The organism is Methylobacterium carpenticola, assembly GCF_042748905.1.
GTDB classification, from domain to species: domain Bacteria; phylum Pseudomonadota; class Alphaproteobacteria; order Rhizobiales; family Beijerinckiaceae; genus Methylobacterium; species Methylobacterium carpenticola.
Genome location: NZ_JBHZEO010000001.1, coordinates 5,974,991 through 5,999,223, shown reverse-complemented (window position 1 = coordinate 5,999,223; position 24,233 = coordinate 5,974,991). Strand labels below are relative to the sequence as shown.

Annotated in this window: 23 protein-coding genes and 1 pseudogene; 17 read left to right on the top strand and 7 right to left on the bottom strand. The window is 71.4% G+C overall.

Annotation, left to right across the window (positions count from 1 at the left end; all coding sequences use genetic code 11):
- The first annotated feature begins 30 nt into the window (after positions 1 to 30).
- From dctP to ACE101_RS27735, 5 genes are all read left to right on the top strand, one after another.
- Positions 31 to 1,047 (top strand): TRAP transporter substrate-binding protein DctP, encoded by a 1,017-nt coding sequence (gene dctP, locus ACE101_RS27755; RefSeq protein ID WP_379136713.1) that lies wholly within the window; start codon positions 31 to 33, stop codon positions 1,045 to 1,047.
- Entirely contained in the window at positions 1,044 to 1,673 is a 630-nt protein-coding gene (locus ACE101_RS27750) for a TRAP transporter small permease (protein WP_379136711.1), read from the top strand. Before dctP ends, ACE101_RS27750 begins: the two co-directional genes overlap by 4 nt.
- Positions 1,670 to 3,022 carry a TRAP transporter large permease gene (locus ACE101_RS27745; RefSeq protein ID WP_379136707.1) on the top strand — a complete coding sequence of 451 codons (1,353 nt, stop codon included), beginning with the start codon at positions 1,670 to 1,672 and terminating at the stop codon, positions 3,020 to 3,022. Before ACE101_RS27750 ends, ACE101_RS27745 begins: the two co-directional genes overlap by 4 nt.
- A gap of 151 nt (positions 3,023 to 3,173) precedes the next feature.
- On the top strand, positions 3,174 to 4,583 hold the full coding sequence (locus ACE101_RS27740; RefSeq protein WP_379136704.1) for a malonyl-CoA decarboxylase: 1,410 nt from the start codon (positions 3,174 to 3,176) through the stop codon (positions 4,581 to 4,583).
- A 20-nt stretch (positions 4,584 to 4,603) separates the two neighbouring features.
- A complete protein-coding gene (locus tag ACE101_RS27735; RefSeq protein WP_379136701.1) occupies positions 4,604 to 6,127 on the top strand; it encodes a malonate--CoA ligase in 1,524 nt (507 codons plus the stop codon).
- A gap of 382 nt (positions 6,128 to 6,509) precedes the next feature.
- Here ACE101_RS27735 and ACE101_RS27730 read toward each other — a convergent pair.
- Both ACE101_RS27730 and ACE101_RS27725 read right to left on the bottom strand, forming a co-directional pair.
- Positions 6,510 to 7,046, bottom strand: a pseudogene (locus tag ACE101_RS27730) (IS630 family transposase); the annotation flags it as partial.
- 17 nt (positions 7,047 to 7,063) lie between these two features.
- Entirely contained in the window at positions 7,064 to 7,582 is a 519-nt protein-coding gene (locus ACE101_RS27725) for a winged helix-turn-helix domain-containing protein (protein WP_379129366.1), read from the bottom strand.
- A 250-nt stretch (positions 7,583 to 7,832) separates the two neighbouring features.
- On the opposite strand from ACE101_RS27725, the gene ACE101_RS27720 reads away from it, so the two are divergent.
- Positions 7,833 to 8,045 (top strand): hypothetical protein, encoded by a 213-nt coding sequence (locus ACE101_RS27720; RefSeq protein WP_379136699.1) that lies wholly within the window; start codon positions 7,833 to 7,835, stop codon positions 8,043 to 8,045.
- A 159-nt stretch (positions 8,046 to 8,204) separates the two neighbouring features.
- Complete coding sequence (locus tag ACE101_RS27715; protein WP_379136696.1) at positions 8,205 to 8,459, top strand: hypothetical protein; 255 nt, start codon at positions 8,205 to 8,207, stop codon at positions 8,457 to 8,459.
- A 71-nt stretch (positions 8,460 to 8,530) separates the two neighbouring features.
- Here ACE101_RS27715 and ACE101_RS27710 read toward each other — a convergent pair whose 3' ends face one another.
- On the bottom strand, positions 8,531 to 9,418 hold the full coding sequence (locus ACE101_RS27710; RefSeq protein WP_379136694.1) for a LysR family transcriptional regulator: 888 nt from the start codon (positions 9,416 to 9,418) through the stop codon (positions 8,531 to 8,533).
- Positions 9,419 to 9,742: 324 nt separating this feature from the next.
- Between ACE101_RS27710 and sdhC the strand changes: the two genes are divergently transcribed.
- The 7 genes from sdhC (at position 9,743) to ACE101_RS27675 (ending at position 16,164) form a co-directional block, all read left to right on the top strand.
- Positions 9,743 to 10,144, top strand: a complete 402-nt coding sequence (sdhC, locus tag ACE101_RS27705; RefSeq protein ID WP_379136691.1) for a succinate dehydrogenase, cytochrome b556 subunit — start codon at positions 9,743 to 9,745, stop codon at positions 10,142 to 10,144.
- Between the two features lie 17 nt (positions 10,145 to 10,161).
- Entirely contained in the window at positions 10,162 to 10,575 is a 414-nt protein-coding gene (gene sdhD, locus ACE101_RS27700) for a succinate dehydrogenase, hydrophobic membrane anchor protein (RefSeq protein WP_379136688.1), read from the top strand.
- Positions 10,576 to 10,597: 22 nt separating this feature from the next.
- Positions 10,598 to 12,424 (top strand): succinate dehydrogenase flavoprotein subunit, encoded by a 1,827-nt coding sequence (gene sdhA / locus ACE101_RS27695; RefSeq protein ID WP_379136687.1) that lies wholly within the window; start codon positions 10,598 to 10,600, stop codon positions 12,422 to 12,424.
- Between the two features lie 40 nt (positions 12,425 to 12,464).
- Positions 12,465 to 13,277, top strand: a complete 813-nt coding sequence (locus ACE101_RS27690) for a class I SAM-dependent methyltransferase (RefSeq protein ID WP_379136684.1) — start codon at positions 12,465 to 12,467, stop codon at positions 13,275 to 13,277.
- 24 nt (positions 13,278 to 13,301) lie between these two features.
- The gene (locus ACE101_RS27685) at positions 13,302 to 14,084 is read left to right on the top strand and encodes a succinate dehydrogenase iron-sulfur subunit (protein WP_379136681.1); all 783 of its coding nucleotides are present in this window, start codon (positions 13,302 to 13,304) and stop codon (positions 14,082 to 14,084) included.
- A gap of 298 nt (positions 14,085 to 14,382) precedes the next feature.
- Positions 14,383 to 14,994: an AprI/Inh family metalloprotease inhibitor gene (locus ACE101_RS27680; protein WP_379136678.1), complete on the top strand. Its 612-nt coding sequence runs from the start codon at positions 14,383 to 14,385 to the stop codon at positions 14,992 to 14,994.
- 90 nt (positions 14,995 to 15,084) lie between these two features.
- Positions 15,085 to 16,164, top strand: coding sequence for an alanine racemase (locus tag ACE101_RS27675; RefSeq protein WP_379136675.1), 1,080 nt, complete (start codon positions 15,085 to 15,087; stop codon positions 16,162 to 16,164).
- Positions 16,165 to 16,170: 6 nt separating this feature from the next.
- On the opposite strand, the gene ACE101_RS27670 is transcribed toward ACE101_RS27675, so the two are convergent.
- From ACE101_RS27670 to ACE101_RS27660, 3 genes are all read right to left on the bottom strand, one after another.
- Positions 16,171 to 17,724 carry an outer membrane beta-barrel protein gene (locus ACE101_RS27670; RefSeq protein WP_379136674.1) on the bottom strand — a complete coding sequence of 518 codons (1,554 nt, stop codon included), beginning with the start codon at positions 17,722 to 17,724 and terminating at the stop codon, positions 16,171 to 16,173.
- 98 nt (positions 17,725 to 17,822) lie between these two features.
- On the bottom strand, positions 17,823 to 19,025 hold the full coding sequence (locus ACE101_RS27665) for an MFS transporter (RefSeq protein WP_379136672.1): 1,203 nt from the start codon (positions 19,023 to 19,025) through the stop codon (positions 17,823 to 17,825).
- Positions 19,022 to 19,570, bottom strand: coding sequence for a GNAT family N-acetyltransferase (locus tag ACE101_RS27660; RefSeq protein ID WP_379136669.1), 549 nt, complete (start codon positions 19,568 to 19,570; stop codon positions 19,022 to 19,024). Before ACE101_RS27660 ends, ACE101_RS27665 begins: the two co-directional genes overlap by 4 nt.
- Before the next feature lie 148 nt (positions 19,571 to 19,718).
- On the opposite strand from ACE101_RS27660, the gene ACE101_RS27655 reads away from it, so the two are divergent.
- Both ACE101_RS27655 and ACE101_RS27650 read left to right on the top strand, forming a co-directional pair.
- Entirely contained in the window at positions 19,719 to 21,173 is a 1,455-nt protein-coding gene (locus tag ACE101_RS27655; protein ID WP_379136666.1) for an MFS transporter, read from the top strand.
- Between the two features lie 300 nt (positions 21,174 to 21,473).
- Positions 21,474 to 22,988: a DEAD/DEAH box helicase gene (locus ACE101_RS27650; RefSeq protein WP_379136664.1), complete on the top strand. Its 1,515-nt coding sequence runs from the start codon at positions 21,474 to 21,476 to the stop codon at positions 22,986 to 22,988.
- Positions 22,989 to 23,083: 95 nt separating this feature from the next.
- Here ACE101_RS27650 and ACE101_RS27645 read toward each other — a convergent pair whose 3' ends face one another.
- Entirely contained in the window at positions 23,084 to 23,812 is a 729-nt protein-coding gene (locus ACE101_RS27645) for an SIMPL domain-containing protein (protein ID WP_379136661.1), read from the bottom strand.
- 188 nt (positions 23,813 to 24,000) lie between these two features.
- On the opposite strand from ACE101_RS27645, the gene ACE101_RS27640 reads away from it, so the two are divergent.
- Positions 24,001 to 24,186, top strand: coding sequence for a YegP family protein (locus tag ACE101_RS27640; RefSeq protein ID WP_379136658.1), 186 nt, complete (start codon positions 24,001 to 24,003; stop codon positions 24,184 to 24,186).
- The last annotated feature ends 47 nt before the right edge of the window (positions 24,187 to 24,233 follow it).

Below are 24,233 nucleotides of genomic sequence, written 5' to 3'. Positions count from 1 at the left end.
GGGCCGGAGCCCCGGACGGAGGAAATCGCCATGGCTCTCACGCGACGCTCGCTCGTGGCCGCCGGTCTCGCGGCGCCCGCTCTCCTGGCCGCCCGCGGCGCGCAGGCGGCGACGACCCTCAAGCTGTCGCACCAGTTCCCGGGCGGCTCGATCGACGAGGGCGACTTCCGCGACCGGATGTGCCGCAAGCTCGCCCTGGCCGTGAAGGAGCGCTCCAAGGGCGCCCTCGAGATGCAGGTCTATCCGGGCTCGTCGCTGATGAAGACGAACGCCCAGTTCAGCGCCATGCGGAAGGGCGCCCTCGATCTCAGCCTTTATCCGCTGCCCTATGCGGGCGGCGAGGTGCCGGAGACCAATATCGGCCTGATGCCGGCGCTGGTGACCTCCTACGAGCAGGCCAAGGCCTGGAAGACCGCCCCGGTCGGCCGCAAGCTCACGGAGATCCTGCAATCCAAGGGCATCGTGATGGTGTCCTGGGTCTGGCAGGCGGGGGGCGTGGCCAGCCGCGAGCGCCCCCTGGTGGCGCCCGAGGATGCCAAGGGCATGAAGGTCCGCGGCGGCTCCCGCGAGATGGACCTGATGATGAAGGCCGCGGGCGCCGCGACGCTGAGCCTGCCCTCGAACGAATCCTACGCGGCCATGCAGACCGGCGCCTGCGACGCGGTCATCACCTCCTCCACCAGCCTGATCTCCTTCCGCCTGGAGGAACTCGCCAAGTCGCTGACCTCCGGCAAGGGCCGCTCCTACTGGTTCATGCTGGAGCCGATCATGATGTCGAAGATCGTCTTCGACGGGCTGCCGAAGGACCAGCAGGATCTGATCATGCAGGCCGGCGCAGAGCTGGAGAGCTTCGGGCAGGAGGGGGCCAAGGCCGACGACGACCGCGTCGAGCAGGTCTTCGGCAAGGCCGGCGCCAAGGTCTCCAACCTCGACGAGAAGACGCTGGGCCGCTGGCGCGACATCGCCCGCGACACCGCCTGGAAGGACTACGCGGCGAAGTCCGCGACCTGCGCCGAGATGCTCAAGCTGGCGGAGGCGGTCGCGTGAGCCATGCCTTCGACGCGGCCTCGGCCGCCGCCGCGGGTCCCGATTCTGCGGGCGCCGCCCGCTCGCCCGGGGCCCTCGGCGCCATCGAGCGGGCGACCGGCGCCCTCAACCGGCTGATCCTGGTGTTCGGCGGGCTCGCCTTGGTCGCGGCCTGCCTCGTCCTCTCCTACAGCGTGGTGGTCCGCTACTTCCTGAAGATCCCCACCGACTGGCAGGACGAGACGGCGGTGTTCCTCATCGTCGGCGCCACCTTCCTGTCGGCGGCGGCCGTGCAGGCGCGGCGCGGCCACGTCGCCATCGAGGCGCTGACCGGCCTGCTGCCCCCGCGCGCCAACGCCGTGCGGCTGTTCCTCGCCGATCTCGTCAGCCTGCTCTTCGTCGCCTTCTTCGCCTGGAAGAGCTGGACGCTCCTCCACGAGGCCTGGGTCGACGGGCAGACCTCGCAATCCACCTGGGGCCCGCCCCTGTGGATCCCCTACTCGCTGATGGCGATCGGCATGACCATGCTCGGCCTCCAGATCCTGCTGCAGCTCGCCGAGGCCCTCGCCCGCGGGCCCCTCGCCGCCGGCCGCGCCGATCCGAAGATCGGGCTCGGGGCCGACCTCACCAAGGGAAGCGCCCGATGAGCACCGCCGTGGTCGGCTTCCTCTATGCCGGGGCGACGCTCGGCGCGATGCTCTCGGGCATCCCGATCGCCTTCGCCCTCGGGGCGGTGGCGCTCGTCTTCATGCTGGCCTTCATGCCGGGCGCCTCCCTCGATACGGTGGCGCAGAACGTCTACGAGGAGATGGCCTCGATCACGCTCCTGTCGATCCCGCTCTTCATCCTGAAGGGCGCGGCGATCGGGCGCTCGAAGGCGGGCCAGGACCTCTATTCCGCCATGCACGCCTGGATGCACCGCATCCCCGGCGGCCTCGGCATCGCCAACGTCTTCGCCTGCGCGCTCTTCGCCGCCATGGCGGGGTCGAGCCCGGCGACCTGCTCGGCCATCGGCTCGGCGGGCATCCCGGAGATGCGCAAGCGCGGCTATTCGGGAGGCTTCGCCGCCGGCATCATCGCGGCGGGCGGCACGCTCGGCATCCTGCTGCCGCCCTCCATCACCATGATCCTCTACGCGGTGGCGGCGGAGCAGTCGCTGGGCCGGCTGTTCCTCGCGGGCATCGGCCCGGGCTTCCTCCTCGTCGCGCTCTTCGCCCTCTACGCGATGTGGCGCTTCCGGCGGGAATTCGCCACCGCCAAGGCGGCCTATGCGGAGGCGGGCACGGGGCACCCGATCCTCGCCGAGGAGCGCTACTCCATGGCGCAGCGCTTCTCGACGCTGCCGCGGGTGCTGCCCTTCGTGGTCCTGCTCACCGGCGTGATGGTGGCGCTCTACGGCGGCTACGCCACGCCCTCCGAGACGGCGGGCCTGGGCGGCATCCTGGCGCTGCTCCTCATCGCGCTCATCTACGGCGTGTGGAAGCCGCGGGACGTTGACCCGATCCTCACCGCGACCCTGCGCGAATCGACCATGCTGATGCTGATCATCGGCATGTCGCTCCTCTACGCCTACGTGATGAGCTACCTGCACATCTCGCAGGCCGCCGCCGCCGCGATCGTGGCGATGCAGCTCTCGCCCTGGCTGCTGCTGCTGACGATCCTGCTCCTCGTGGTCGTGCTCGGCTTCTTCCTGCCGCCGGTCTCGATCATCCTGATGACCGCGCCGATCATCCTGCCGCCCCTCAAGGCGGCGGGCTTCGACCTCGTCTGGTTCGGCGTCGTGATGACCATCACCATGGAGATGGGCTTGATCCATCCCCCGGTCGGCCTCAACATCTTCGTCATCAAGAACATCGCGCCGGACATCCCGCTCTCCGAGATCATCTGGGGCACCTTGCCCTTCGTGATCCTGATGGCGGTGGCGATCCTGGTCCTCTGCCTCGTGCCCGGCATCGCCCTGTGGCTGCCGGACCAGCTCGTGGGGCTCGGGAAGTAGCCGGATGGCGGGCGCGACGCCGAAACGCTGGGGACGGAGGGGCCGTTCCCCCTCCGCCGCCCCGGCGGAACCCTATCTACCGCCCAAGGGCGACGCCGCGGCAGGGGATCCTCCCGCGGCGAACGGGCGGCACGGAGCGCAGCAGGGCGACATGGTGGCGATCTCCTTCCTCGGCGACCTTCTCCAGAGCATCACGGAGCGGGGCCGCGGGCTCATCCCCTTCGGCAAGGGGGACGCGCTCTCGCGCGCGAGCGTGCCGGACCTCGTCAAGCTCTGCGAGGACCTGATCTCGCGGCGGGGCGAGGCGTCGGGCGTCGCGCTCGCCCGCATCATCCTCGACCGCTACGCCACCTTCACGGCGGCGGAGCGGCACGACTTCCTGCGCCGCATCGCCCGCGATTTCGGCGCGGACGGCGCGGCGGTGGAGGGGGCCATCGCGGCCTATCAGGCGGCCCCCTCGCGGGCGACGCTCGGGCGCCTGCACGAGGCGGCCGAGCCGCGCTCGCAGGAACTGATCCGCCGCCTCAACCTCGCCCGCGACGGCACGATCGCGCTCGTGCGCATGCGCGAGGACGTGTTCACGCTCCGCGACGCCCTGCGCGGGGCCGAGGAGCGCGACCCTGCCCTGATCGACGCCGCCGAGAGCCTGGACAGCGACTTCGAGCACCTCTTCGCCTCGTGGTTCAACCGCGGCTTCCTGGTGCTGCACCGGATCGACTGGACCACCCCGGCCCACATCCTGGAGAAGATCATCCGCTACGAGGCGGTGCACGAGATCTCCGGCTGGGACGACCTGCGGCGGCGGATCGAGCCGGCGGACCGGCGCTGCTTCGCCTTCTTCCACCCGGCCCTCGTCGACGAGCCGCTGATCTTCGTCGAGGTGGCGCTCACCACGGGCATCGCCTCGGCGATCGGCCCGATCCTGGCGAACGACCGCCAGCCCCTGGCCTCGCGCGAGGCGACCACCGCGATCTTCTACTCGATCTCGAACTGCCAGCGCGGGCTCGCGGGCGTCACCTTCGGAAACTTCCTGATCAAGCAGGTGGTGGAGGATCTCTGCCGGGAGATGCCGGCGCTCAAGACCTTCGTGACGCTCTCCCCGGTGCCGGGCTTCCGCCGCTGGCTCGACCGCGAGCGCCGGGCCGACGCGCCGCAGGGGCTCACCCGCGAGGATGCCGAGACCCTGCGCCTCCTCGACAAGCCCGACTGGCATGCCGACAAGGCCACCGCCGAGACGGTGCGCAAGGCGCTGCTGCCGGCCGCCGCCTACTACTTCCTGCGGGCCAAGACCCCGCGGGGCAAGCCGGTCGATCCGGTGGCGCGCTTCCATCTCGGCAACGGGGCGCGGCTGGAGCGGCTGAACTTCCTCGGCGACCTCTCCCCGAAGGGCCTCGCGCAATCCTACGGGCTGATGGTCAACTACCTCTACGACCTCGCGGCGATCGAGAAGAACCACGAGACCTACGCCAATCTCGGCACGGTCTCGGCCTCCATTGCGGTCAACCGCGAGCTGCGCCAGAACCTGCCCCCCGCCCGCGCCGTCGCGCTGGCCGAGGCGTGACGCGCCACCGGAAACGTCCCATGTCCAACCACTTCTTCGATCTCGTCCGCGCCCGCCTGCCGGGCGATCCCGCCGCGCGCCCCTTCCTGGAGACCCTCGACGGACTGCGCTGGAGCTACGCCGACCTGCTCGCCGCCTCCGGCCGCTACGCCGCCGCCCTGGTGGGCCTCGGGGTGAAGCCCGGCGACCGGGTCGCGGTGCAGGTGGAGAAGAGCCCGGCCGTGCTCGCGCTCTATCTCGGCTGCGTGCGGGCGGGCGCGGTGTTCCTGCCCCTCAACACCGCCTACACGGCGGCGGAGATCGCCTATTTCCTCGGCGACGCCGAGCCCGCCCTGTTCGTCTGCGACCCCGGCAAGCTCGACGCGCTGAAGCCCGTGGCCGAGGCGGCCGGCGTGCCGCAGGTCGGCACCCTCGACGCGGCGGGCGAGGGCACCATGGCGGCGGAGGCCGCCGGGCAGACCGGCGACTTCGCCGACATCGCCCGCGGGCCCGACGATCTCGCGGCGATCCTCTACACCTCGGGCACGACCGGGCGCTCCAAGGGCGCCATGCTCTCGCACGACAACCTCGCCTCGAACGCGCTGACCCTGGTCGAGGCGTGGCGCTTCACCGCCGGGGACGTGCTGATCCACGCGCTGCCGGTCTTCCACACCCACGGCCTGTTCGTGGCCACCAACACGGTGCTGATGGCCGGCGCCGCGATGGTCTTCCTGCCCAAGCTCGATCCGCCGCGGATCCTGGAGCTGATGGGCCGGGCGAGCGTGCTGATGGGCGTGCCGACCTTCTACACCCGGCTCCTGAAGGAGCCCGGCCTGACGCCGGAGGCCACGCGCGGCATGCGTCTGTTCGTCTCCGGCTCGGCGCCGCTCCTGGCCGAGACGCACCGGGAATGGCGCGAGCGCACCGGCCACGCCATCCTCGAACGCTACGGCATGACCGAGACCAACATGAGCACCTCGAATCCCTATGACGGGGACCGGGTGGCGGGCACGGTCGGCTTCCCCCTGCCGGGAGTGAGCCTGCGCGTGGTCGACCCCGAGACCGGCAAGGCCCTGCCCACCGAGGCGGTCGGCATGATCGAGGTGCGCGGCCCCAACGTGTTCAAGGGCTACTGGCGCATGCCGGAGAAGACCGCCGCCGAGTTCAAGACCGACGGCTTCTTCATCACGGGCGACCTCGGCAAGGTGGACGAGCGCGGCTACGTGCACATCGTCGGCCGCGGCAAGGACCTGATCATCACGGGCGGCTACAACGTCTACCCGAAGGAGGTCGAGACCGAGATCGACGCGCTGCCCGGCGTGCTCGAATCGGCGGTGATCGGCCTGCCGCACCGGGATTTCGGCGAGGGCGTCACCGCCGTGGTGGTGCGCCGGCCGGGCGCGAGCGTCAGCGAAGGCGAGATCCTCGGCGCGCTCGAGGACCGGCTCGCCAAGTTCAAGCTGCCCAAGCGCATCCTCTTCGCCGACGAACTGCCCCGCAACACGATGGGCAAGGTGCAGAAGAACGTCCTGCGCGACGCGAACCGGGATCTCTACGCGGGGTGAGGGCCGGGCGAGGCGGGCCATGGCCCGCCTCGCCCCCGGCGACCGCATCCGCGCGGGTCGCGACGTCCGGCAGCCGGTTCTGTCGTCGGCGGGTCCCGGCGACCATGCGATCTCCGATTGATCGCTCGGCGATGGCCGAGGCCGTCGCCTCGCAATGCCGAGCTTCGCTCGGATGTGCGCGGAGCAAGGCTCCGCGCCGCGCGGGCTCGAAGGATGAGGGCAGGACCGGGAGAGACGGCAGGATCGATCAACAGGCTGCCCCATCCGCTCAAGTCACAAGTTGAAAATAAAGATACTCGGCATTTTATTTCGCTTATCGCCGTTTACTGGCATCAATGGCGAGAAATTAACGAATAGAAATCAGCGTATTATACCGCCGCGCTTATGAACTGATCTGTTCCAAGTAGGGATAGGCGCAGAGGGTCTTGATGCGGCCGGTCTCTGCCGCGAGCGCAGTCCAGGCCCGGCAGCACGCCTCGACGACGGCCTCGTCGTCGGCCAGAAGCCGATGGGAGAGGTAGCGCTCGCGCAGGTAGAGCCAGACACGCTCGACCGGGTTCAGCTCGGGACTGTAGGGCGGCAGCGGCACGAGGGTGAGGTTGGGCGGGAGCGTCACCGCGCGCGGATCGTGCCAGCCCGCACCGTCCCGCACCATCACAGCGTGGGTGTCGGCTGGGATGCTGGCCGCAAAGTCGGCCAGGAAGCGATCCATGGCCTGAGTGCAGACCCGCGGCAGCACGAGGGCGAACTCCTCGCCTGTGGCGGGCCGCACGGCTGCGAAGATGTAGGCTGAGGCGAAGCGCTTGTCGCACAGCCCTGGTGGGCGTTGGCCGCGCACCCACCAGCGATGGCCGGTCCGGCCCTTCTGGCCCACGCGCGCCTCGTCCATGAACCAGAGCGCGATCGTCTTGTCCGGATGGGCTTGGGCCGCCGCCGCTACGGCGGTGCGAAGCCCCCTTTGGCGAAAGCGGCCGCCGCACGGGCGTTCCGCTTCGGGTGAACGGGCCTGGCCTTCTGCTTCGACAGCCCGAGCCGACGCACGACCCGCGACATGGATTGCGGGCACATCGTCTTGTCGAACCGCTCCTCGATGAAACGGCAGAGGTCCGGCAGCGTCCAACTCGACGGCTCCCCTTGCTCGGGATCTGGCCCAACCAGGATCCGATGCACCAGAACTGCTTGCTCACCCTCGCTGAGGATCTCTCGCCTGTGGCCGTGCGGACGATCCACCAGCCCGGCCAACCCCTCGGCATTGAACCGGATCACCGCATCGCGCAGGGCTTGGCGCTCCATTCCGGCCGCCCGCGCCGCCTCGGCGCGGCTCATGCCCTCCAGCGCGTTGGCGACGGCTAGGAGGCGCTGCATCGTGCGTCGGCGGGGCTCGCGCCGGGCCAGGCGACGCAACTCGGCGGCGCTGGCGAGATCGGTGCGGATCGTCAGGCCCGGTCGTGCCATCGCGGCCTCCTGCTGCACAGGCCGCAGGCCAGCACAGACGCGCTGCACAACCAACTCACGTTCGAGTCAACGCCAAAGCGCGGCGGTATTAATTGAAATATAACTGATCGATCGGCCTGCGATCGGGCACATCGCGCGCGGGTCGGGCAACGTCCCATCCCCGAAATCCACACGACCCCTCCTGCAACCTTGACCGCTCGCGCACCGCGTGCTTTGTTCATGTTATGTTCTCAACGTGAGTCGGGCGGCGATGACGGACGGCGCGGAATCCAGCAAGGCGCATCCGTCCCTCGACGCGATGACGGCGGCCTACTTGCGGGAGGCTGGCGACGACCCCGTCACGGCGCTCCGGCAGGCCGTGGCGGATGCTCTCGCGGCCCTCGACGAGGCGGCGCGGCAGCGGGCGGCGCGCGAGCGGCTGATCTCGCGCGGCTACGTCCGCGGAGCCTCGCCGCGGGGCTGAAGGCACCGCCGCGGGGCTCGACGGCCCTGCCGCAGATGAGGAGCCGGGCGACCGGCGCGGCCACGGGCGGGTCAGCACCCTGATGTGCGCGCCAGCACCTTGGCCGGAGGAGGGCGGGGCTATCCCCCGTCTCAACAGCGATCGGAACGGAGCCGTACCATGGACACCAAGGCAGACCTGATCCGCTACGACATCCGCCGCGACCGCTTCGGCTGGACGGTCTACGACGTCCGCACCGGCCAGACCGCGGTGATCGACGGCGTGCTGCAGATCGGCCTCGACATGGACGAGGCCGACGCCATCGCGGACGCGCTGAGCGCGGACGGGCCCTTGCCGGGCTTGCCCAACCTCGCGGCGGCAGCGCGCTGGCAGCAGGCGGCGCGGCCCGAGCCGGCCCGATTTCGCTACGTCTGAGACGCCACCCTCGGAGCCGGCCTCCCGGATTCCCGCCGGGCGCGGCCCCGCGGAGACCGTGACGGACCCGATCAGCTCCCGCCGCGCAGATGGGCCACGAAATCCTGCGCGAAGGGGGCCAGCGCCCCGAGATCCCGCACGCAGATCGTGAGGTCGCGGGCTGCCCAGGGATCCTCGAGCGCCACCGCCGCGATCGCCATGGTGCGCGCCGCCCGCCGGGCGGTGGTCTCCGGCACGATGCCGAGGCCGACCCGGCACTCCACCAGCCGGCAGACCGCGTCGAAGCCGCGCAACTGCACCCGCAGCCGCAGGGGCTGGCCGATCCGCGCCGCCTTGGTGAGGAGGAAGCGGGTCAGCGCGCTCGCCCGGTCGAGGCCGACCACGTCGTGGCCGAGCACCTCCGCGAAGCCGACCGATTCCCGGGCGGCGAGGGGATGGTCGGCCGCCACCACCAGCACGAAGCGGTCGCGCCGGAACGGATAGGTCTGGAGCGCGCCCGTATCCACGGTGGCGGCCACGAGGCCGAGATCGGCCGCACCCTCGGCCACCAGCCCGACGATCTCGTCGGAGAGCCGCTCCTCGATCTCGACGCTCACGCCGGGATGCTGCGTCAGGTAGGCCGACAGCACCTCGGGCAGGAACTCGGTGAGCGCGTTGGTGTTCGACAGGACGCGGATCTGTCCGGCCGCCCCGCCCGCGAAGGCGGCGAGATCCGATTGCAGCCGCTCGACATCGCCCAGGATCGCCCGGGCATGGGCGAGGAGGGTGCGTCCCGCGGGCGTGGGCGTGACCCCGTGCCGGGCGCGGGTGAGGAGGGCGGCGCCGAGGGACGCCTCCATGGCCCGGATGCGGTGGCTCGCCGCCGCGAGCGCGAGGTTCGCCCGGTTCGCCCCGTGGGTGATCGAGCCGGCCTCGACCACGTGGCGGAACAGGCTGAGGTCGACGAGGTCGAAATGCATGCGCGGCCTGACCGGGTGGGCGAGGGCGCATCCTGCGCCGGGTGGAAAGCGGCGCATCCTGCGCCGGGGACGAAGGGCGGCCGTGGAAAGCTCTGGTATACCAGCCCTGGCGAACCGCCTCAGACTTCGCGAACCGCGAAGCCTCCGTCAACGAGATTCACATTGCGAACCGGACCATTTCCAAACAAAGAGGGCGGCGGAGAATGGTGCGCACCCGAAACCGGGGCGCCGCCATCCGTCCGCGTTGCCGGCCCGTCACGGAGCCGATAAGCACCTGAGTTTAGAACCGGACCAGTTTCGGGCGCCGAGGAGCTGAGGATCATCATGGCCGAAATCGTCAGGCCCGCCGTGGCCCGACCGCTGTCGCCCCACCTCCAGATCTACCGCTGGACCTGGACCATGGCGATGTCGGTGGCCCACCGACTCACCGGGATCGCGCTCTACGGCGGCACCGCCCTCGTGGCGATCTGGCTCGTGGCGCTGGCCTCCGGCAAGGCCGCCTACGACCCGGTCGCGTGGCTCTACGGCTCGATCCTCGGGCGCCTCGTGATCTTCGCCTATACCTGGATCCTGATGCACCACATGCTGGGCGGCATCCGGCACCTGGTCTGGGATTTCGGCCACGGCATGGACCCGGGCACCCGCATCGCCATGGCGAAGTACACGCTGGTCGGCTCGGCGGTGCTCACCGCCGTGATCTGGGCCGCGGCCCTGCTGGCGCGCTGAGGGCGCGGGAGGATCCCATGGTCGACAACCGTCCCGAAGCCACCCGCACCATCCGCACCTCCTACGCCCGGGCGCAGGGGCTCGGCCCGGCCCATCACGGCGCGGGCGAGTGGTGGCTGCACCGCCTCACCGCGGTCTCCAACGTGCCGCTCATCCTGGCCTTCGTGGTGATCGTGGCGCTCTGCGCCGGGCGCTCCTACGAGGATGCGGTCCGCCTCGTGTCGCATCCGCTCGTCGCGATCCTGCTCATCCTCGGCGTCCTCTCGGTGACGAACCACATGCGGATGGGCATGCAGATCGTCATCGAGGACTACGTGCACGACAAGGGCCTGAAGATCGCGGCCGTGATGGCCAACACCTTCTACAGCGTCGTCGTGGCGGTCGCCTGCCTCTACGCCATCGTGCGGATCAGCCTGCGCGCCTTCGTCTGACGTCTTCTCACAGGATCCCCCCATGGCCACCAACGGAACCGCCGCGCCGGCTCAGAACGGCAAGGCCTACCCCATCGTCGATCACAGCTTCGACGTCGTCGTCGTCGGGGCCGGCGGCGCGGGCCTGCGCGCCACGGTCGGCTGCTCCCAGGCCGGCCTGCGCACCGCCTGCATCACCAAGGTGTTCCCGACCCGCTCGCACACCGTGGCGGCGCAGGGCGGCATCTCGGCCTCGCTCGGCAACATGGGGCCCGACGATTGGCGCTGGCACATGTACGACACCGTGAAGGGGTCGGACTGGCTCGGCGACCAGGACGCCATCGAGTATCTCGTGCGCAACGCTCCCGCGGCGGTCTACGAGCTGGAGCATTGGGGCGTGCCGTTCTCGCGCACGGCCGAGGGCAAGATCTACCAGCGGCCCTTCGGCGGCATGACCACCGATTACGGCAAGGGCACCGCCCAGCGCACCTGCGCGGCGGCCGACCGCACCGGCCACGCCATGCTCCACACGCTCTACGGGCAGGCGGTCCGGAACAAGACCAACTTCTTCATCGAGTACTTCGCCCTCGACCTGATCATGGACGAGGAGGGGCGCTGTCGCGGCGTGATCGCCCTCGACCAGTCGACCGGCGAGATCCACCGCTTCCGCGCCGCCATGACCATCCTGGCGACGGGCGGCTACGGGCGCGCCTATTTCTCGGCGACCTCCGCCCATACCTGCACGGGCGACGGCAACGCCATGGTGCTGCGCGCCGGCCTCGCCCTTGAGGACATGGAGTTCGTGCAGTTCCACCCGACCGGCATCTACGGGGCGGGCTGCCTGATCACCGAGGGCGCCCGCGGCGAGGGCGGCTACCTCACCAATTCCGAGGGCGAGCGCTTCATGGAGCGCTACGCCCCCTCCGCCAAGGACCTCGCCTCGCGCGACGTGGTCTCCCGCTCCATGACCATGGAGATCCGGGCCGGCCGCGGCGTCGGCAAGGGCAAGGACCACATCTTCCTGCACCTCGACCACCTCGACCCCAAGATCCTGCACGAGCGCCTGCCCGGCATCTCCGAGTCGGCCAAGATCTTCGCGGGCGTCGACGTGACCAAGGAGCCGATCCCGGTCCTGCCGACCGTGCATTACAACATGGGCGGCATCCCGACGAACTATCACGGCGAAGTGCTGACCCTGAGGGACGGCAACCCCGACTACGTGGTGCCGGGCCTGATGGCGATCGGCGAGGCGGCCTGCGTCTCGGTGCACGGCGCCAACCGGCTGGGCTCGAACTCGCTCATCGACCTCGTGGTGTTCGGTCGCGCCGCGGGCCTGCGCTGTGCCGAGATCGTGGAGGCCAACGGCCGCCTGCCCGACCTGCCCAAGGACTCGTCCGACAAGGCGCTCTCCCGCCTCGACCATTTCCGCCACGCGAACGGCGCCACGCCGACCGCGGATCTGCGCCTCGACATGCAGAAGACCATGCAGAACAACTGCGCGGTCTTCCGCACCGGCGAGGTGCTGGAGGAGGGCAAGCACCTCATCCACAAGGTGTGGTCGGGCATCGACGACATCCGCATCACCGACCGCTCGCTGGTCTGGAACACCGACCTGCTCGAGACCCTGGAATTCGACAACCTGATCGGCCAGGCGGTCGTGACCATGGAATCGGCGGCCAACCGCACCGAGTCGCGCGGCGCGCATGCCCGCGAGGACTTCCCCGACCGCAACGACAAGGACTGGATGAAGCACACCCTGTCCTGGCTCGACCCGCAGGGCCGCAAGGTGACGATCGACTACCGGCCGGTCCACACCTACACGATGTCGAACGACATCGCGTATATCGAGCCGAAGGCGCGGGTCTACTGAGCGCCGTGCGGACCGGGATGGGGACGCGCGGGAGGACGCCATGCTGAAGCGGCTGCGCCGGGGGAAGCCCGCGGCCTCACCCGACTTCCTCCGGACGGGGGCGCCGGCGGCGCCCCCGTCCTCCTGGGAGGAGATCGTCCGCGGCGCCTCGACCGGGCTCGACCTCGCGGCGGAGCGCGCGCGGGTCTCGAACCCGATGCGCGACGCCTATTTCGCGCAAGGCGACCGCTTCGCGTCGAAATGGACCCACTACCTCGACGCCTACGACCGCCACCTCGCGCGCTACCGCGGGAGGCCGGTCCGCTTCCTGGAGATCGGCGTCAACCACGGCGGCTCGCTCCAGGTCTGGCGGCGCTATCTCGGGCCGCAGGCGGTGATCCACGGGCTCGACATCGACCCGCGCTGCGCGGATGTCGGCGGGCCGGACGTCACCATCCACATCGGCAGCCAAGCCGACACGGCCCTGCTGCGCCGGATCGTCGAGGCGATGGGTGGGGTCGACGTGGTGATCGACGACGGCAGTCACCGCAGCGAGCACCAGATCGCCACCTTCGAGACCCTCTATCCGCTGATGGCGCCGGACGGCGTCTACGCGGTGGAGGACGTGCACTGCTCCTACTGGCGGGAGATCGGCGGCGGCTTGCGGGCGCCCGGCGCCTTCATGGAATACGCCAAGGACCTGCTCGACCGGCTGCACGCCCGCTACGTGCTCGACCCCGATCCGGAGCCGCGCGATCCCGGCTTCGCCGACGTCACCGACGCCATCGCCTTCTACGACAGTCTCGTCGTGTTCGAGCGGCGCCCGAAAGGCCCCGCCAAGGCGATTCCCGTCGGCCACCGCATGCTGGATTGATCTTTTCGGGAGCCTTCTCGTCTCATGGCCCAGTTCAACCTTCCCAAGAACTCGCAGTACAGCGAGGGCAAGACCTGGCCGAAGCCGGCCGGGGCTAAGAACCTGCAGGAGTTCCGGATCTACCGCTGGAACCAGGATGACGGCTCCAATCCGCGGATCGACACCTACTACGTCGATCGCGACGATTGCGGCCCGATGGTCCTCGACGCGCTCCTGTACATCAAGAACAAGATCGACCCGACCCTGACCTTCCGGCGCTCCTGCCGCGAGGGCATCTGCGGCTCCTGCGCCATGAACATCATGGGGCAGAACACGCTCGCCTGCACGCTCGGCATCGACGATTGCGAGGCCAAGCAGATCAAGATCTATCCGCTGCCGCACATGCCGGTGCTGAAGGATCTGGTGCCGGACCTGTCGAGCTTCTTCGCCCAGCACGCGGCGATCGAGCCCTGGCTGCAGACCGAGACCCCGGCCCCCGAGAAGGAGTGGCGCCAGACGCCGGAGGACCGCGCGCGCCTCGACGGCCTCTACGAGTGCATCCTCTGCGCCTGCTGCACCACCTCCTGCCCGAGCTACTGGTGGAACGGCGACCGCTTCCTCGGCCCGGCGGCCCTGCTCCAGGCCTATCGCTGGCTGATCGACAGCCGCGACGAGCATACGGGCGAGCGGCTCGACATCCTGCACGACCCGTTCCGGCTCTACCGCTGCCACACCATCATGAACTGCGCCAACACCTGCCCGAAGGGGCTGAACCCGGCGAAGGCCATCGCCGAGATCAAGAAGATGATGGTCACCCGCGAGGTGTGATTCGGTCTTCGGAAGATCACGTCCGGGAACCGTATCACAAGCCCGCGCGGCGCGGAGCAGGGCTCCGCGCACGCCTGAGCGAAGCCGGTTTCCGCATGGCGAAGCGCTCAACCGGAAACCGTAGGACGCCGTCGGCGCGGGCCCGCCCCCCGGGAGGCGGGCCCGCGCCTGATGCCTTTGGGTCACACCTGCTCGAAAAGGCGCCTGCGGGCGCCTTTGTCGTTTCGCGCGGCCCTGCCCGCGCCTTCGGGGCCGCGTATGTGCCCGGGAAACCGCTCCTCCTGCCCGGGACCCCGTGATGCCGCGTCCGTATCTCCGCTCCGTCGCCGTTCTGGCGCTCGCCGCGAGCCTGGGGGCCTGCGCCTCCTCCCGCTTCGATCAGCAGGCGCCGCGCCTCGCCTCCCGGCAGGCGGCCCGCCCGGTGGCGCCGGAGGTGGAACCGGATCTCGGCGCGCCGGGCCTCGCGAGCGGACCGGTGACCTCGTCCCCGCTCGCCCCGCCGCCGGGCGCCAGCGCCGCCCCGGGCGTGGTGGCCAATCCCGGCGGCGCGATCATGGCCGAGCCGAACCCGCCGGCGCAGCAGCAGGCCGCCATCGCCCCGCCGCCCGTCGCCCCGCCGGTGACGAGCGGCGGCCGCTCCTCGGTGGTCGGCGGCTGGACGGCGAAGGACGCCACCGGGGCGAGTTGCCGCGTCACGCTCGCGAGCACCCCGTCCCTCGACCTCTACAAGGCGTCGTCGAGCGGCTGCGCCAACAAGGATCTCGCCAAGGTCACGGCCTGGGACTATCGGGATGGGGAGGTCTACCTCTACCAGCCGGGCGGCACCGTGGCGGCGCGCCTGCGCCCGGCGGGCGGCGCCATGGACGGTGCCCTCTCGAAATCCGGTGCGCCCCTCGCCCTGGTGCGCTGAGGACGGCGCCGGGCCAGGGCTGGCGCCCGTGGCATGCGACGTGCTGAAGGGCGGCGGATGCACCCGCCTCCCGCAAACCCAGGAGATCCCATGACCACGCTGGCCGAAGAGGTCGCCCGCACATTCGGCTCGCCCGCCGTGATGATCGACCTCGATCAGGTCGAGCGGAACATCGCCCGGCTCCAGGCCGCCTGCGACGCAGCCGGGCTGTCCAACCGCCCGCACATCAAGACCCACAAGAGCCCGATCCTCGCACGGATGCAGCAGGAGGCGGGCGCCCGGGGCCTCACCTGCCAGACCCTGGGCGAGGCCGAGGTGATGGCCGAGGCCGGTCTCTCCGACATCCTGATCAGCTACAACCTCGTCGGCCCGCACAAGCGTGCGCGGCTCGCGCGCTTCCTGGAGCGCTGGCCGCTCACCGTGAGCGCGGATCACCCGGCGGTGGTGGCGGGGCTCGGCGAGGCCGCCGCCTCCGCCCGCCATCCCCTCGACGTGGTGGTGGAATGCGACACCGGCCGGGGCCGCGCTGGGGTGGCGACGGCCGCCGAGGCGGTGGCGCTCGCCCGCATGATCGCGGACACGCCCGGCCTGCGCTTCGCCGGTCTGCTCCTCTACCCGCCGGAGGACGCCATGGCGGAGACGCAGGCCTTCCTCGACACGGTTCGGGCCGGGCTCGCGGAGCAGGGGCTCGAGGCCCGCATCGTCTCGACGGGCGGGACCCCCAACCTCGCCAATCTCGGGGCGATCAAGGGCGTCACCGAGCACCGGGCCGGAACCTGCATCTTCAACGACCGCATGATGCTGGCCTGCGGCGCCGCGACCCTGGCGGATTGCGCCCTCGACGTGGTGGCGACGGTGGTGAGCCGGGCGACGCCCGAGCGCGGCATCCTCGATGCCGGCTCGAAGACGCTCACCTCGGATCCGGGCGGCGGCCTCGACGGCTACGGGCTGATCCGCGAGGTGCCCCAGGCCCGGATCCATCGATTTGCCGAGGAGCACGGCTTCCTCGACCTCTCGGCCTGCCCGGAGGCGCTGCCGGTCGGAACCGTGGTGCGGGTGGTTCCCAACCACGTCTGCGTGGTGGTCAACATGGTCGACCGGCTGGTGACCACCCGGGGCGGACGCATCACCGGCGAAATCCCGGTCGCGGCCCGCGGCCTCACGGGATGAGGCGCCTCACGGGTTGACGCGCACCCCCAGCAGCACGGTGTCGGAGGCGTAGCTCGATCCCGCCGCCGTGCTGTTCAGGTTCTCGTGGGCGTAACTCATCCGGACGCCGAGCCAGCGGTTGATCCGGTAATCCACCCGCAGGCCGGCGAGATAGCCGGTCTCGTGGATGCTCACGCCCTGATAGTCGTTCGTGTAGATCGAGCCGAGCAGCGTCACGCGCAGGTTGCGCCGCAGGTCGTGGGCGATTTCGGCGCCCACGGATTGCGTGAGCACGCCGCTCGCATTCGGCACCACAGTCTCGATCACGCCCGTGCTGGCGATGAGGCGCACCGTGGTGAGCGGCGTCGCCGCCCAGGCGATGGCGCCGTCGAAGACCGGGCCGGTGACGTCGCGCAGGCGGCTGTCGTCGTAGCGGCGCCAGAGATAGCCGCCCGAGACCTCGCCGGTGAGGAGCCGGCTGATCTCGAAGGTGCTGCCCGCCCGGAGCGTGAGCCCGTCCGAATCGCGGCGGTAGCCGGAGAAGTCCACCGCGAGATCGTGGATGCGGGTATCGACCAGGGCGTCCACGAAGGGCGTGAAGCCGGGCCGGATCTCGTAGCCGGTGCGCAGGCGGACGCCGTAGGTGGTGGCGTTGCGGTCGCCCTGCGGCAGGGTGCCCCCGGCGGCGAGTTGCGCATCGGCGTAGGTCTCGCGGGCGACGACGCCGCGCAGGGCCACCTGCAGCCGGTTGAAATCCTGCACCACCCCGACCGTGCCGCCATAGGCGGCCGCGATCGGGCGCTCGCGCAGCTGCGCGTTGAGGTCGGGGCTGCCGGCGCGCTGGGTCGTGACCGCGTAGCGCCCCGTGACCTCGAGATGGGTGTCGCGCGAGGCGTCGACGCGCAGCTGGAAGGCTCCGTCGCCGTCCGGGCGGTTGGCGGTGCGGTTGTCCGGAAAGTCGCTGTAGCCTCCGCGCAGGGTGCCGGTGAGCGAGTGGGCCGGCCCCTCGCTGAGGAAGCCGAGTTCGCCGTCCGTGCGCAGGGCCAGCGATGCCTTGCCCCGGAGGGCGCGGTCCGGGTTGGTGTCGTAGCCGATGCTCTGCTGGAGGGCCGGGAACAGCACGAGGCTGCCGAACTTCAGCCCGAGCGGCGCGTAGGGGTCGTTCGGGTCGATCGGGCGGCGGCGCAGCAGCATCCCGGCGAGGATCGGGTCGGGCAGGCCGGTCACGGGCTCCTGGACGACCGGCCGCACCCGTGGGTCGGGGACCGGAGCCTGCGTGACCTGCCGCACGAGCGCCGCCGTGGGCGCGCGCGTGCGCCGGCGCGGGGGCGGGCGCAGCCGTTCGCCCGCGCCGCGCAAGCGGCCCGCCTGCCCGGCGGGATCCGACGAGCCGCGCAGACCCCCGACCCCGCCCGGCCGGCCGCCTGCATCGGAGGCCGTGGCATCGGACCCGAGCCCGGATCCCGACACGCTCTGGGCGGCGGCGGGCTCCGCGAGGAGGGTGAGCACCGCGAGCGCGACGCCGCCCGCGCATCCCGCAGCCCCGCGCCGCGCCTCGCTCCTCGGCCGCTCTGCCCCCACCGGCCGCTCCGCCTGCACCACCCCCGCCACAGGCCGGGGGTTCGAAAATCATGGTTAAGAGACCTACAACCGGCGTGGTTAAGGGCACGTAAGCGCGCTCAGGGGGCGAGGTCGCCGAGGTCCGGCGCCGCACGGCCGAAACGCCACCACAGCCACGCCGACGCACCGACCACGATGGCGGAGAGAGCGAGCGCCAGGCCGAGGGCCGCCGCCTCGCCGGCCTGCTCGATCGTCGCCGCGAAGGCGAGGGGGGCGAGCGCCGAGACGACGAAGCTCGGGGCGAGCAGCCGTCCGACCCGCGTCCCGTAATCCTGCGGCGCGAACAGCACGAGGGGGACGGTGCCGCGGACGATGGTGAGGAGCCCGTTCCCGGCTCCGTACAGGAAGGCGAAGGCGAGCGCCGCGGCGACGGCCTGTCCGCTCGCGAAGCCCGCCGCGAACCCGACCGGGAGGAGGAGCGCCGCCGCGAGGCCGAGGGCGAGCGGACTGAGGCGGCGCCCGAACAGCACCTCGCCGAGGCGCGAGCCGGTCTGGCCGATCCCCCGCACGGTGCCGATCCAGACCGCCGCGGCGGGGCCGATCCCGAGCCCGATCAGGATCGGGATCATGTGGGCGGACATGGCCGCGTTGAGGACGCTCGCGAGGGCGGCGGTCAGGGCGTAGAGCCCCCCGGCGAGGCGGATCTCGGCCGGATCGCGCGCGAGCGGCGGCCGGACGGGCCCCCGGCCGCGGGGGGCGCCCGGCGCATGACGCGCATCCGGGATGGCGCGGTGGAGCGGCAGGGTCGCGAGGGCGAGGGCCGCATAGGCGAGGAGCGCCATCCGCCAGCCATGGGCCTCGGCCAGCGCGTGGCCCACGGGCCAGAGCACGCTCGACGCGAGCCCGCCGAACAGCGTCACCTGGGCGATCGGCCGCCGGGCCTGCGCGCCGCCGATGCGCGCCAGCGCCGCGAAGGCCGCCTCGTAGAGCGTCATGCGCATGCCGAGCCCGAGCACGGCCCAGGCGAGGCCGTAGCCGACGAGGCCCCGGCAGGCGGCGAGGCCGGCGAGGCCGGCCGCGACCACCCCGGAGCCGAGGCTCATCACCGCCCGGCCGCCCCGCAAATCGATGGCGCGCCCCACCATCGGCGAGGCGAAGCCCATGACGAGGAGGCCCACCGAGAAGCCGCCATAGGTCAGGCTCGGCGAGAGGCCGAGATCGGCGCCGATCGCCGGCCCGAAGACGCCCACGAGGTAGTAGCTGACGCCCCAGAGCACGAGCTGCGAGAGGCCGAGCCGCAGCACGAGGCCGGGCGGGATCACCGCGGATCCGGCGGCGCGGCATCGCCCGCGCCGAGCGCGCGCTGCATCAGCACCGTGTCGAGCCATTGCCCGTGCTTCCAGCCGACCGCGCGCAGGATTCCCGCGTGGCCGAAGCCCAGGGCCGCGTGCAGACGGATCGAGGCGAGATTCGCCGAATCGCCGATCACCGCCACCATCTGGCGGAAGCCCCGCTCCTCCGCCGCCGCGATCAGGCCGCCGAGCAGGAGCCGGCCGACGCCCCGTCCGTGCCGGGCCGGATCGACGTAGACCGAGTTCTCCACGGTGCCCCGGTAGGCCGGCCGCGCCCGGTAGGGACCCGCATAGGCGTAGCCGAGAAGCTCCCCGTCCCGCAGGGCGGCCAGATACGGGAAGCCCGCCTCGACGAGGCCGGCATGGCGGCGGCGCATCTCCGGAAGATCCGGCGGGTCGAGTTCGAACGAGGCCCGGCCGGTCAGCACCGCCTGCGCGTAGATCGCCTGCACGGCCGGGATGTCGTCGGGCCCGCACGCGCGCACGATCACCGCCGGATCCGAGGCCTCCGCCATCCCGCCCTCCCTGGTTCGCGCTGCCGTTGTGGCACGGCCCGATCCCGGCCGCATCGCCGGCCGGCGCATGGCAGCGAGCCGCGATGCCGGGTCGGCGGCCCGCGCCCTATCTCTCCCGTCATCCGCCCCGCACGCAGCACAGGTGCCGATGTCCTCGCTCGCCCGCGCCCCGACCCGCCCCACCGGCATCGTCGTCGAAACCGACGTCTCGGCCCGTCTGGACCGGCTGCCCTGGGGGCGCTTCCACACCCTGGTGGTGGTGGCGCTCGGCATCACATGGATCCTCGACGGACTCGAGGTGACGCTCGCCGGGGCGCTGGCGGGCGCCCTGCGCGAGAGCCCGACCTTGCGCTTCACCAATGCCGAGATCGGGTTCGCCACGTCGAGCTACCTCGCGGGCGCGGTGCTGGGGGCGGTCGGCTTCGGCTGGCTCACCGACCGGCTCGGGCGCAAGAAGCTGTTCTTCATCACCCTCGCGGTCTATCTGGCGGCCACCGCCGCCACTGGGTTCTCGTGGAATCTCTGGAGCTTCTGCCTGTTCCGGTTCCTCACCGGGGCCGGCATCGGCGGGGAGTACACGGCGATCAACTCGACCATCCAGGAGCTGATCCCGGCCCGGGCCCGCGGCTGGACCGATCTCGTCATCAACGGCTCGTTCTGGCTCGGCGCGGTGCTGGGGGCGGGGGCCTCGCTGATCGTGCTCGACCCGGCCCTGTTCGGGCCCGATCACGGCTGGCGCGCGGCCTTCCTCCTCGGCGCGCTCCTCGGCCTCGTCATCCTGGCCCTGCGCACCTGGATCCCCGAGAGCCCCCGCTGGCTGATGACCCACGGCCGGGCCGCGGAGGCCGAGGCCATCGTGGGCTGCATCGAGGACCGCTTCCGGCGCGAGGGCCACGTCCTCGCCGAGGGGCCGTTCCGCACGGCGCGCCTGCGCCAGCGCAGCCACACGCCGCTCCGGGAAGTCTTCGCCGCGCTCGCCCATTACCGGCAGCGCGCCTTCGTCGGCCTCGCCCTGATGGCGGCCCAGGCCTTCTTCTACAATGCGATCTTCTTCACCTACGGGCTGATCCTGATCGACTTCTACCACGTGCCGGCCGGGGCGATCGGCTGGTACATCCTGCCCTTCGCGGCGGGCAACTTCTTCGGCCCGGTGCTGCTCGGGCGCCTGTTCGACACGCTGGGCCGCAAGCCGATGATCGCGCTGACCTACGGGATCTCGGGCCTGCTGCTCGCGGTGAGCGGCGTGCTGTTCCAGCAGGAGACGCTGACCGCCACCACGCTGACGATCAGCTGGATGGCGGTGTTCTTCTTCGCCTCGGCGGCGGCGAGTTCCGCCTATCTCACGGTGAGCGAGGTGTTTCCGCTGGAGATCCGGGCCTTCGCGATCGCGGTGTTCTACGCCATCGGCACCGCCGTCGGGGCGGCGGGACCGGCCCTGTTCGGCCTGCTCATCGAGGGGAAGTCCCGGGAGGCGATCCTCGGCGGCTACCTGCTGGCCTCCGGCCTGATGGTCGCGGCGGGGATCGTCGCGGGCATCTGGGGCGTGGCGGCCGAGCGGCGCCCGCTGGAGGAGGTGGCGAGCCCGCTCGCCGCGGCGGATTGACGGGGCTGGAAGGGCCCCATCCACCGCTCAACCGACCGAGTTCGCATCGATCGCATTGACTTCGCACCCGCACAACGCCATATCGCCCTTGCAGCGTCAGCGGCCTCCAGGCCCGCGTGAGAGGGCTGCGTGACGGATTGGCCCGTTTTTCGCGCGGCAGACCCGGCCCCTCTCTTCAATCGCTTGACCCTCCGGGCGGCCCCATCACGCGGGCGGCCCTCCCCAGAACGACGGATCGCGATTCGCGGTGCTCCGCACCCATCCGGGCGATCCCGCTGCTTCCCGAGAGATTCCTCCACCTTGACCCAGTTCACTGATTTCGGCCTTGCGGCGCCGCTCCTGAAGGCGCTCGCCGAGACCGGCTACGTCACGCCGACCCCGATCCAGGCGCAGGCGGTTCCCCCCGCCATGACCGGCCGCGACCTCTGCGGCATCGCCCAGACCGGCACCGGCAAGACCGCGGCCTTCGCGCTGCCGATCCTGCACCGCCTCGCCAGCGAGACCCCGACGAGGCGCGCCCCGCGCCGCGGCTGCCGGGTGCTCGTCCTCTCGCCCACCCGCGAGCTCGCCAGCCAGATCGCCGACAGCTTCCGCGATTACGGCAAGTTCCTGCCCTTCTCGACCACCGTGGTGTTCGGCGGCGTCACCATCAGCCGCCAGGAGCGGGCGCTGGCGAACGGCATCGACATCCTGGTCGCGACCCCGGGCCGGCTGCTCGACCTCATCGACCGCCGGTCCCTGAGCCTCGATTCGGTCGAGTACCTCGTCCTCGACGAGGCCGACCAGATGCTCGATCTCGGCTTCATCCACGCCCTGCGCCGCATCGTCACGCTGCTGCCGAAGGAGCGCCAGAGCCTGTTCTTCTCGGCCACCATGCCGAAGAACATCGCGTCGCTGGCCGCGCAGTACCTGCGCGACCCGATCCAGGTGGCGGTGACGCCGGTGGCCACCACCGCCGAGCGCGTCGAGCAGCGGGTGGTCCACGTCTCGACGGGCGCCAAGCAGGCCCTGCTCGGCACGATCCTGCGCGACGACTCCATCGACCGCGTGCTGGTCTTCACCCGCACCAAGCACGGCGCCGACCGCGTCGTGCGCGGCCTCGAGAAGGCCGGCATCGGCTCGGCGGCGATCCACGGCAACAAGTCCCAGCCGCAGCGCGAGCGGGCGCTCGCCGCCTTCCGGGCCGGGACCTGCCGGGTCCTCGTCGCCACCGACATTGCGGCGCGCGGCATCGACGTCGAGGGCGTCACCCACGTGGTGAACTTCGACCTGCCGAACGTGCCGGAGGCCTATGTCCACCGCATCGGCCGCACCGCGCGGGCGGGGGCGGACGGGCTCGCCATCTCGTTCTGCAACGAGGAGGAGCGCGCCTATCTGCGCGACATCGAGCGGCTGACCCGCCAGAAGGTGCCCGAGATGGCGATCCCGGAGGGCTTCGTGCCCCCGAGCCGCCAGGAGGCCGCCGAGGCGGTGGCCGAGTCCGAGCGCGACCGGCGCCAGGCCGGCCCGCGGGGCCAGCGCCCCGGCCGCCCGCAGGGGGGCCGTCCGCAGAACGGGGCGGGGGCCCGGCCCCAGGGCGCGCGCCCGCAGAACCACGGCGGCCGCCCGGCCGAGTGCCGGCCGCGCGACGGCGGCCGTCCGGCGCAGGAGGGGCGTCCCGCCCGCCAGGGTCAGGACGGACGTCCGGCTCACCGTGCCGAGGGCCCGAAGGGCCATGGCCGCCCGCAGGGGCAGCCCCAGCGCCGTGACCGCGCGCCCGGCGGCAACGGCCAGGACGGCCGCGCCATCGGCTGGCTGGAGCGCGCGCCCCGGTAAGGCACCATCGCGGCCGGGCCGACAGCCCGGCCGACGACCGATCGGCGGCCCGCGCTCAAGCTTGAGCGCGGGCCGTTTCCGTTTCGGCAGCCGGGTCAGCGCGGCGCGATGCGCCAGCGGATCGTCACGGACGCGGAGAAATCGACGGCCGCGGGCGGGATGATGTGGATGATGCGCGCGGAGCGCGGCAGATCGGCATAGCCCTCCGGCGGCGTCGCCTCGCCATCCGCGATCTCGGTGATCTCGACCAGTTTGAGATCCGCGGCCTCCGCGTAGATCCGGGCCTGCTCGCGGGCATCGAGCACCGCGGCCCGGCGCGCCTCGTTGAGCGCCTGCCGATCGGCCTCGACCGAGAAGGTCACCTTGAGAACCTCGAAGAGGCCGCTGCCCACGAGCCGGGTCACGGTCGGATTGACGGCATCGACGGCGGTGAGCTTCAGCGTCAGGTCGCTCATCGCCGTGAAGGGCAGGTCCGGCACCTTCGGATTCGGGTTCGCGGGCGTCGGATAGCCGCGCTGCTCCTCGTTCAACCGGAACGTGCTCTTCTCGATCGTCACGCCGCTGCTCTCGAGCGCCTTCAGGATCTCGTAGGCTCGCGGCGTGCGCTCCTGATGCGCCTGCGCGGTGCCGTCCAGGGTCCGCCCCTTGGTCGTCACCCTGATCTCGATCCGCGCCGTGTCCGGCTTCTGCCAGTGCTGGGCCCTCCCGCGCACCGACAGGACGTTCCCGCGGCGCGGCGTGTCGGGATTCTCCTGGGCCAGGACCGGGCCGCTCATCACCGGACCGACCGCGAGCAGCAACAGGACGAGAGGGGGCAGACGCATCAATGCCGGGCTCCGCCAGCGCGGACACGCCACCGCTCCGCCCTGCCGACGCAGCGTGGCCGGACAAAGCGGCGCGGTCGTGACGCCTCGTCAGCCTCGCTCAGCGGCCGCGCCACCGGCAGGCCGATATTGCCGCGCCTCCTCTCACCCCCATCTCAAGGGGAGATCAGCCGCCACAGGAGACCGCGATGCGCTTCGAACTCTTCCGGGATGCCGATGGACACTGGCGCTGGCGGCTGCGGGCGACGAATGGCGAGGTCATCGCCGATTCGGCCGAGGGTTATGCCCGCCGCCAGGATTGCGAGCACGGCATCGCCCTGGTGAAGGGGGCGGGACAGGCGCCCGTCATCGACATGACCCTGAAGATCGCCTGACGCCCACATCCGCTCGCGCCGGGGCGTCCGCCCCCCGGCACGATGGG

What these genes read in the sequence shown, in the direction of transcription:
- ACE101_RS27715 (WP_379136696.1), top strand. Translation starts at nt 8,205, where the DNA reads ATGGACACCAAGGCAGACCTGATCCGCTACGACATCCGCCGCGACCGC.
- ACE101_RS27720 (WP_379136699.1), top strand. Translation starts at nt 7,833, where the DNA reads ATGACGGACGGCGCGGAATCCAGCAAGGCGCATCCGTCCCTCGACGCG.
- dctP (WP_379136713.1), top strand. Translation starts at nt 31, where the DNA reads ATGGCTCTCACGCGACGCTCGCTCGTGGCCGCCGGTCTCGCGGCGCCC.
- ACE101_RS27680 (WP_379136678.1), top strand. Translation starts at nt 14,383, where the DNA reads ATGCCGCGTCCGTATCTCCGCTCCGTCGCCGTTCTGGCGCTCGCCGCG.
- sdhA (WP_379136687.1), top strand. Translation starts at nt 10,598, where the DNA reads ATGGCCACCAACGGAACCGCCGCGCCGGCTCAGAACGGCAAGGCCTAC.
- ACE101_RS27655 (WP_379136666.1), top strand. Translation starts at nt 19,719, where the DNA reads ATGTCCTCGCTCGCCCGCGCCCCGACCCGCCCCACCGGCATCGTCGTC.
- ACE101_RS27685 (WP_379136681.1), top strand. Translation starts at nt 13,302, where the DNA reads ATGGCCCAGTTCAACCTTCCCAAGAACTCGCAGTACAGCGAGGGCAAG.
- ACE101_RS27725 (WP_379129366.1), bottom strand. Translation starts at nt 7,582, where the DNA reads ATGGCACGACCGGGCCTGACGATCCGCACCGATCTCGCCAGCGCCGCC.
- sdhC (WP_379136691.1), top strand. Translation starts at nt 9,743, where the DNA reads ATGGCCGAAATCGTCAGGCCCGCCGTGGCCCGACCGCTGTCGCCCCAC.
- ACE101_RS27675 (WP_379136675.1), top strand. Translation starts at nt 15,085, where the DNA reads ATGACCACGCTGGCCGAAGAGGTCGCCCGCACATTCGGCTCGCCCGCC.
- ACE101_RS27710 (WP_379136694.1), bottom strand. Translation starts at nt 9,418, where the DNA reads ATGCATTTCGACCTCGTCGACCTCAGCCTGTTCCGCCACGTGGTCGAG.
- ACE101_RS27745 (WP_379136707.1), top strand. Translation starts at nt 1,670, where the DNA reads ATGAGCACCGCCGTGGTCGGCTTCCTCTATGCCGGGGCGACGCTCGGC.
- ACE101_RS27645 (WP_379136661.1), bottom strand. Translation starts at nt 23,812, where the DNA reads ATGCGTCTGCCCCCTCTCGTCCTGTTGCTGCTCGCGGTCGGTCCGGTG.
- ACE101_RS27740 (WP_379136704.1), top strand. Translation starts at nt 3,174, where the DNA reads ATGGTGGCGATCTCCTTCCTCGGCGACCTTCTCCAGAGCATCACGGAG.
- sdhD (WP_379136688.1), top strand. Translation starts at nt 10,162, where the DNA reads ATGGTCGACAACCGTCCCGAAGCCACCCGCACCATCCGCACCTCCTAC.
- ACE101_RS27660 (WP_379136669.1), bottom strand. Translation starts at nt 19,570, where the DNA reads ATGGCGGAGGCCTCGGATCCGGCGGTGATCGTGCGCGCGTGCGGGCCC.
- ACE101_RS27735 (WP_379136701.1), top strand. Translation starts at nt 4,604, where the DNA reads ATGTCCAACCACTTCTTCGATCTCGTCCGCGCCCGCCTGCCGGGCGAT.
- ACE101_RS27640 (WP_379136658.1), top strand. Translation starts at nt 24,001, where the DNA reads ATGCGCTTCGAACTCTTCCGGGATGCCGATGGACACTGGCGCTGGCGG.
- ACE101_RS27690 (WP_379136684.1), top strand. Translation starts at nt 12,465, where the DNA reads ATGCTGAAGCGGCTGCGCCGGGGGAAGCCCGCGGCCTCACCCGACTTC.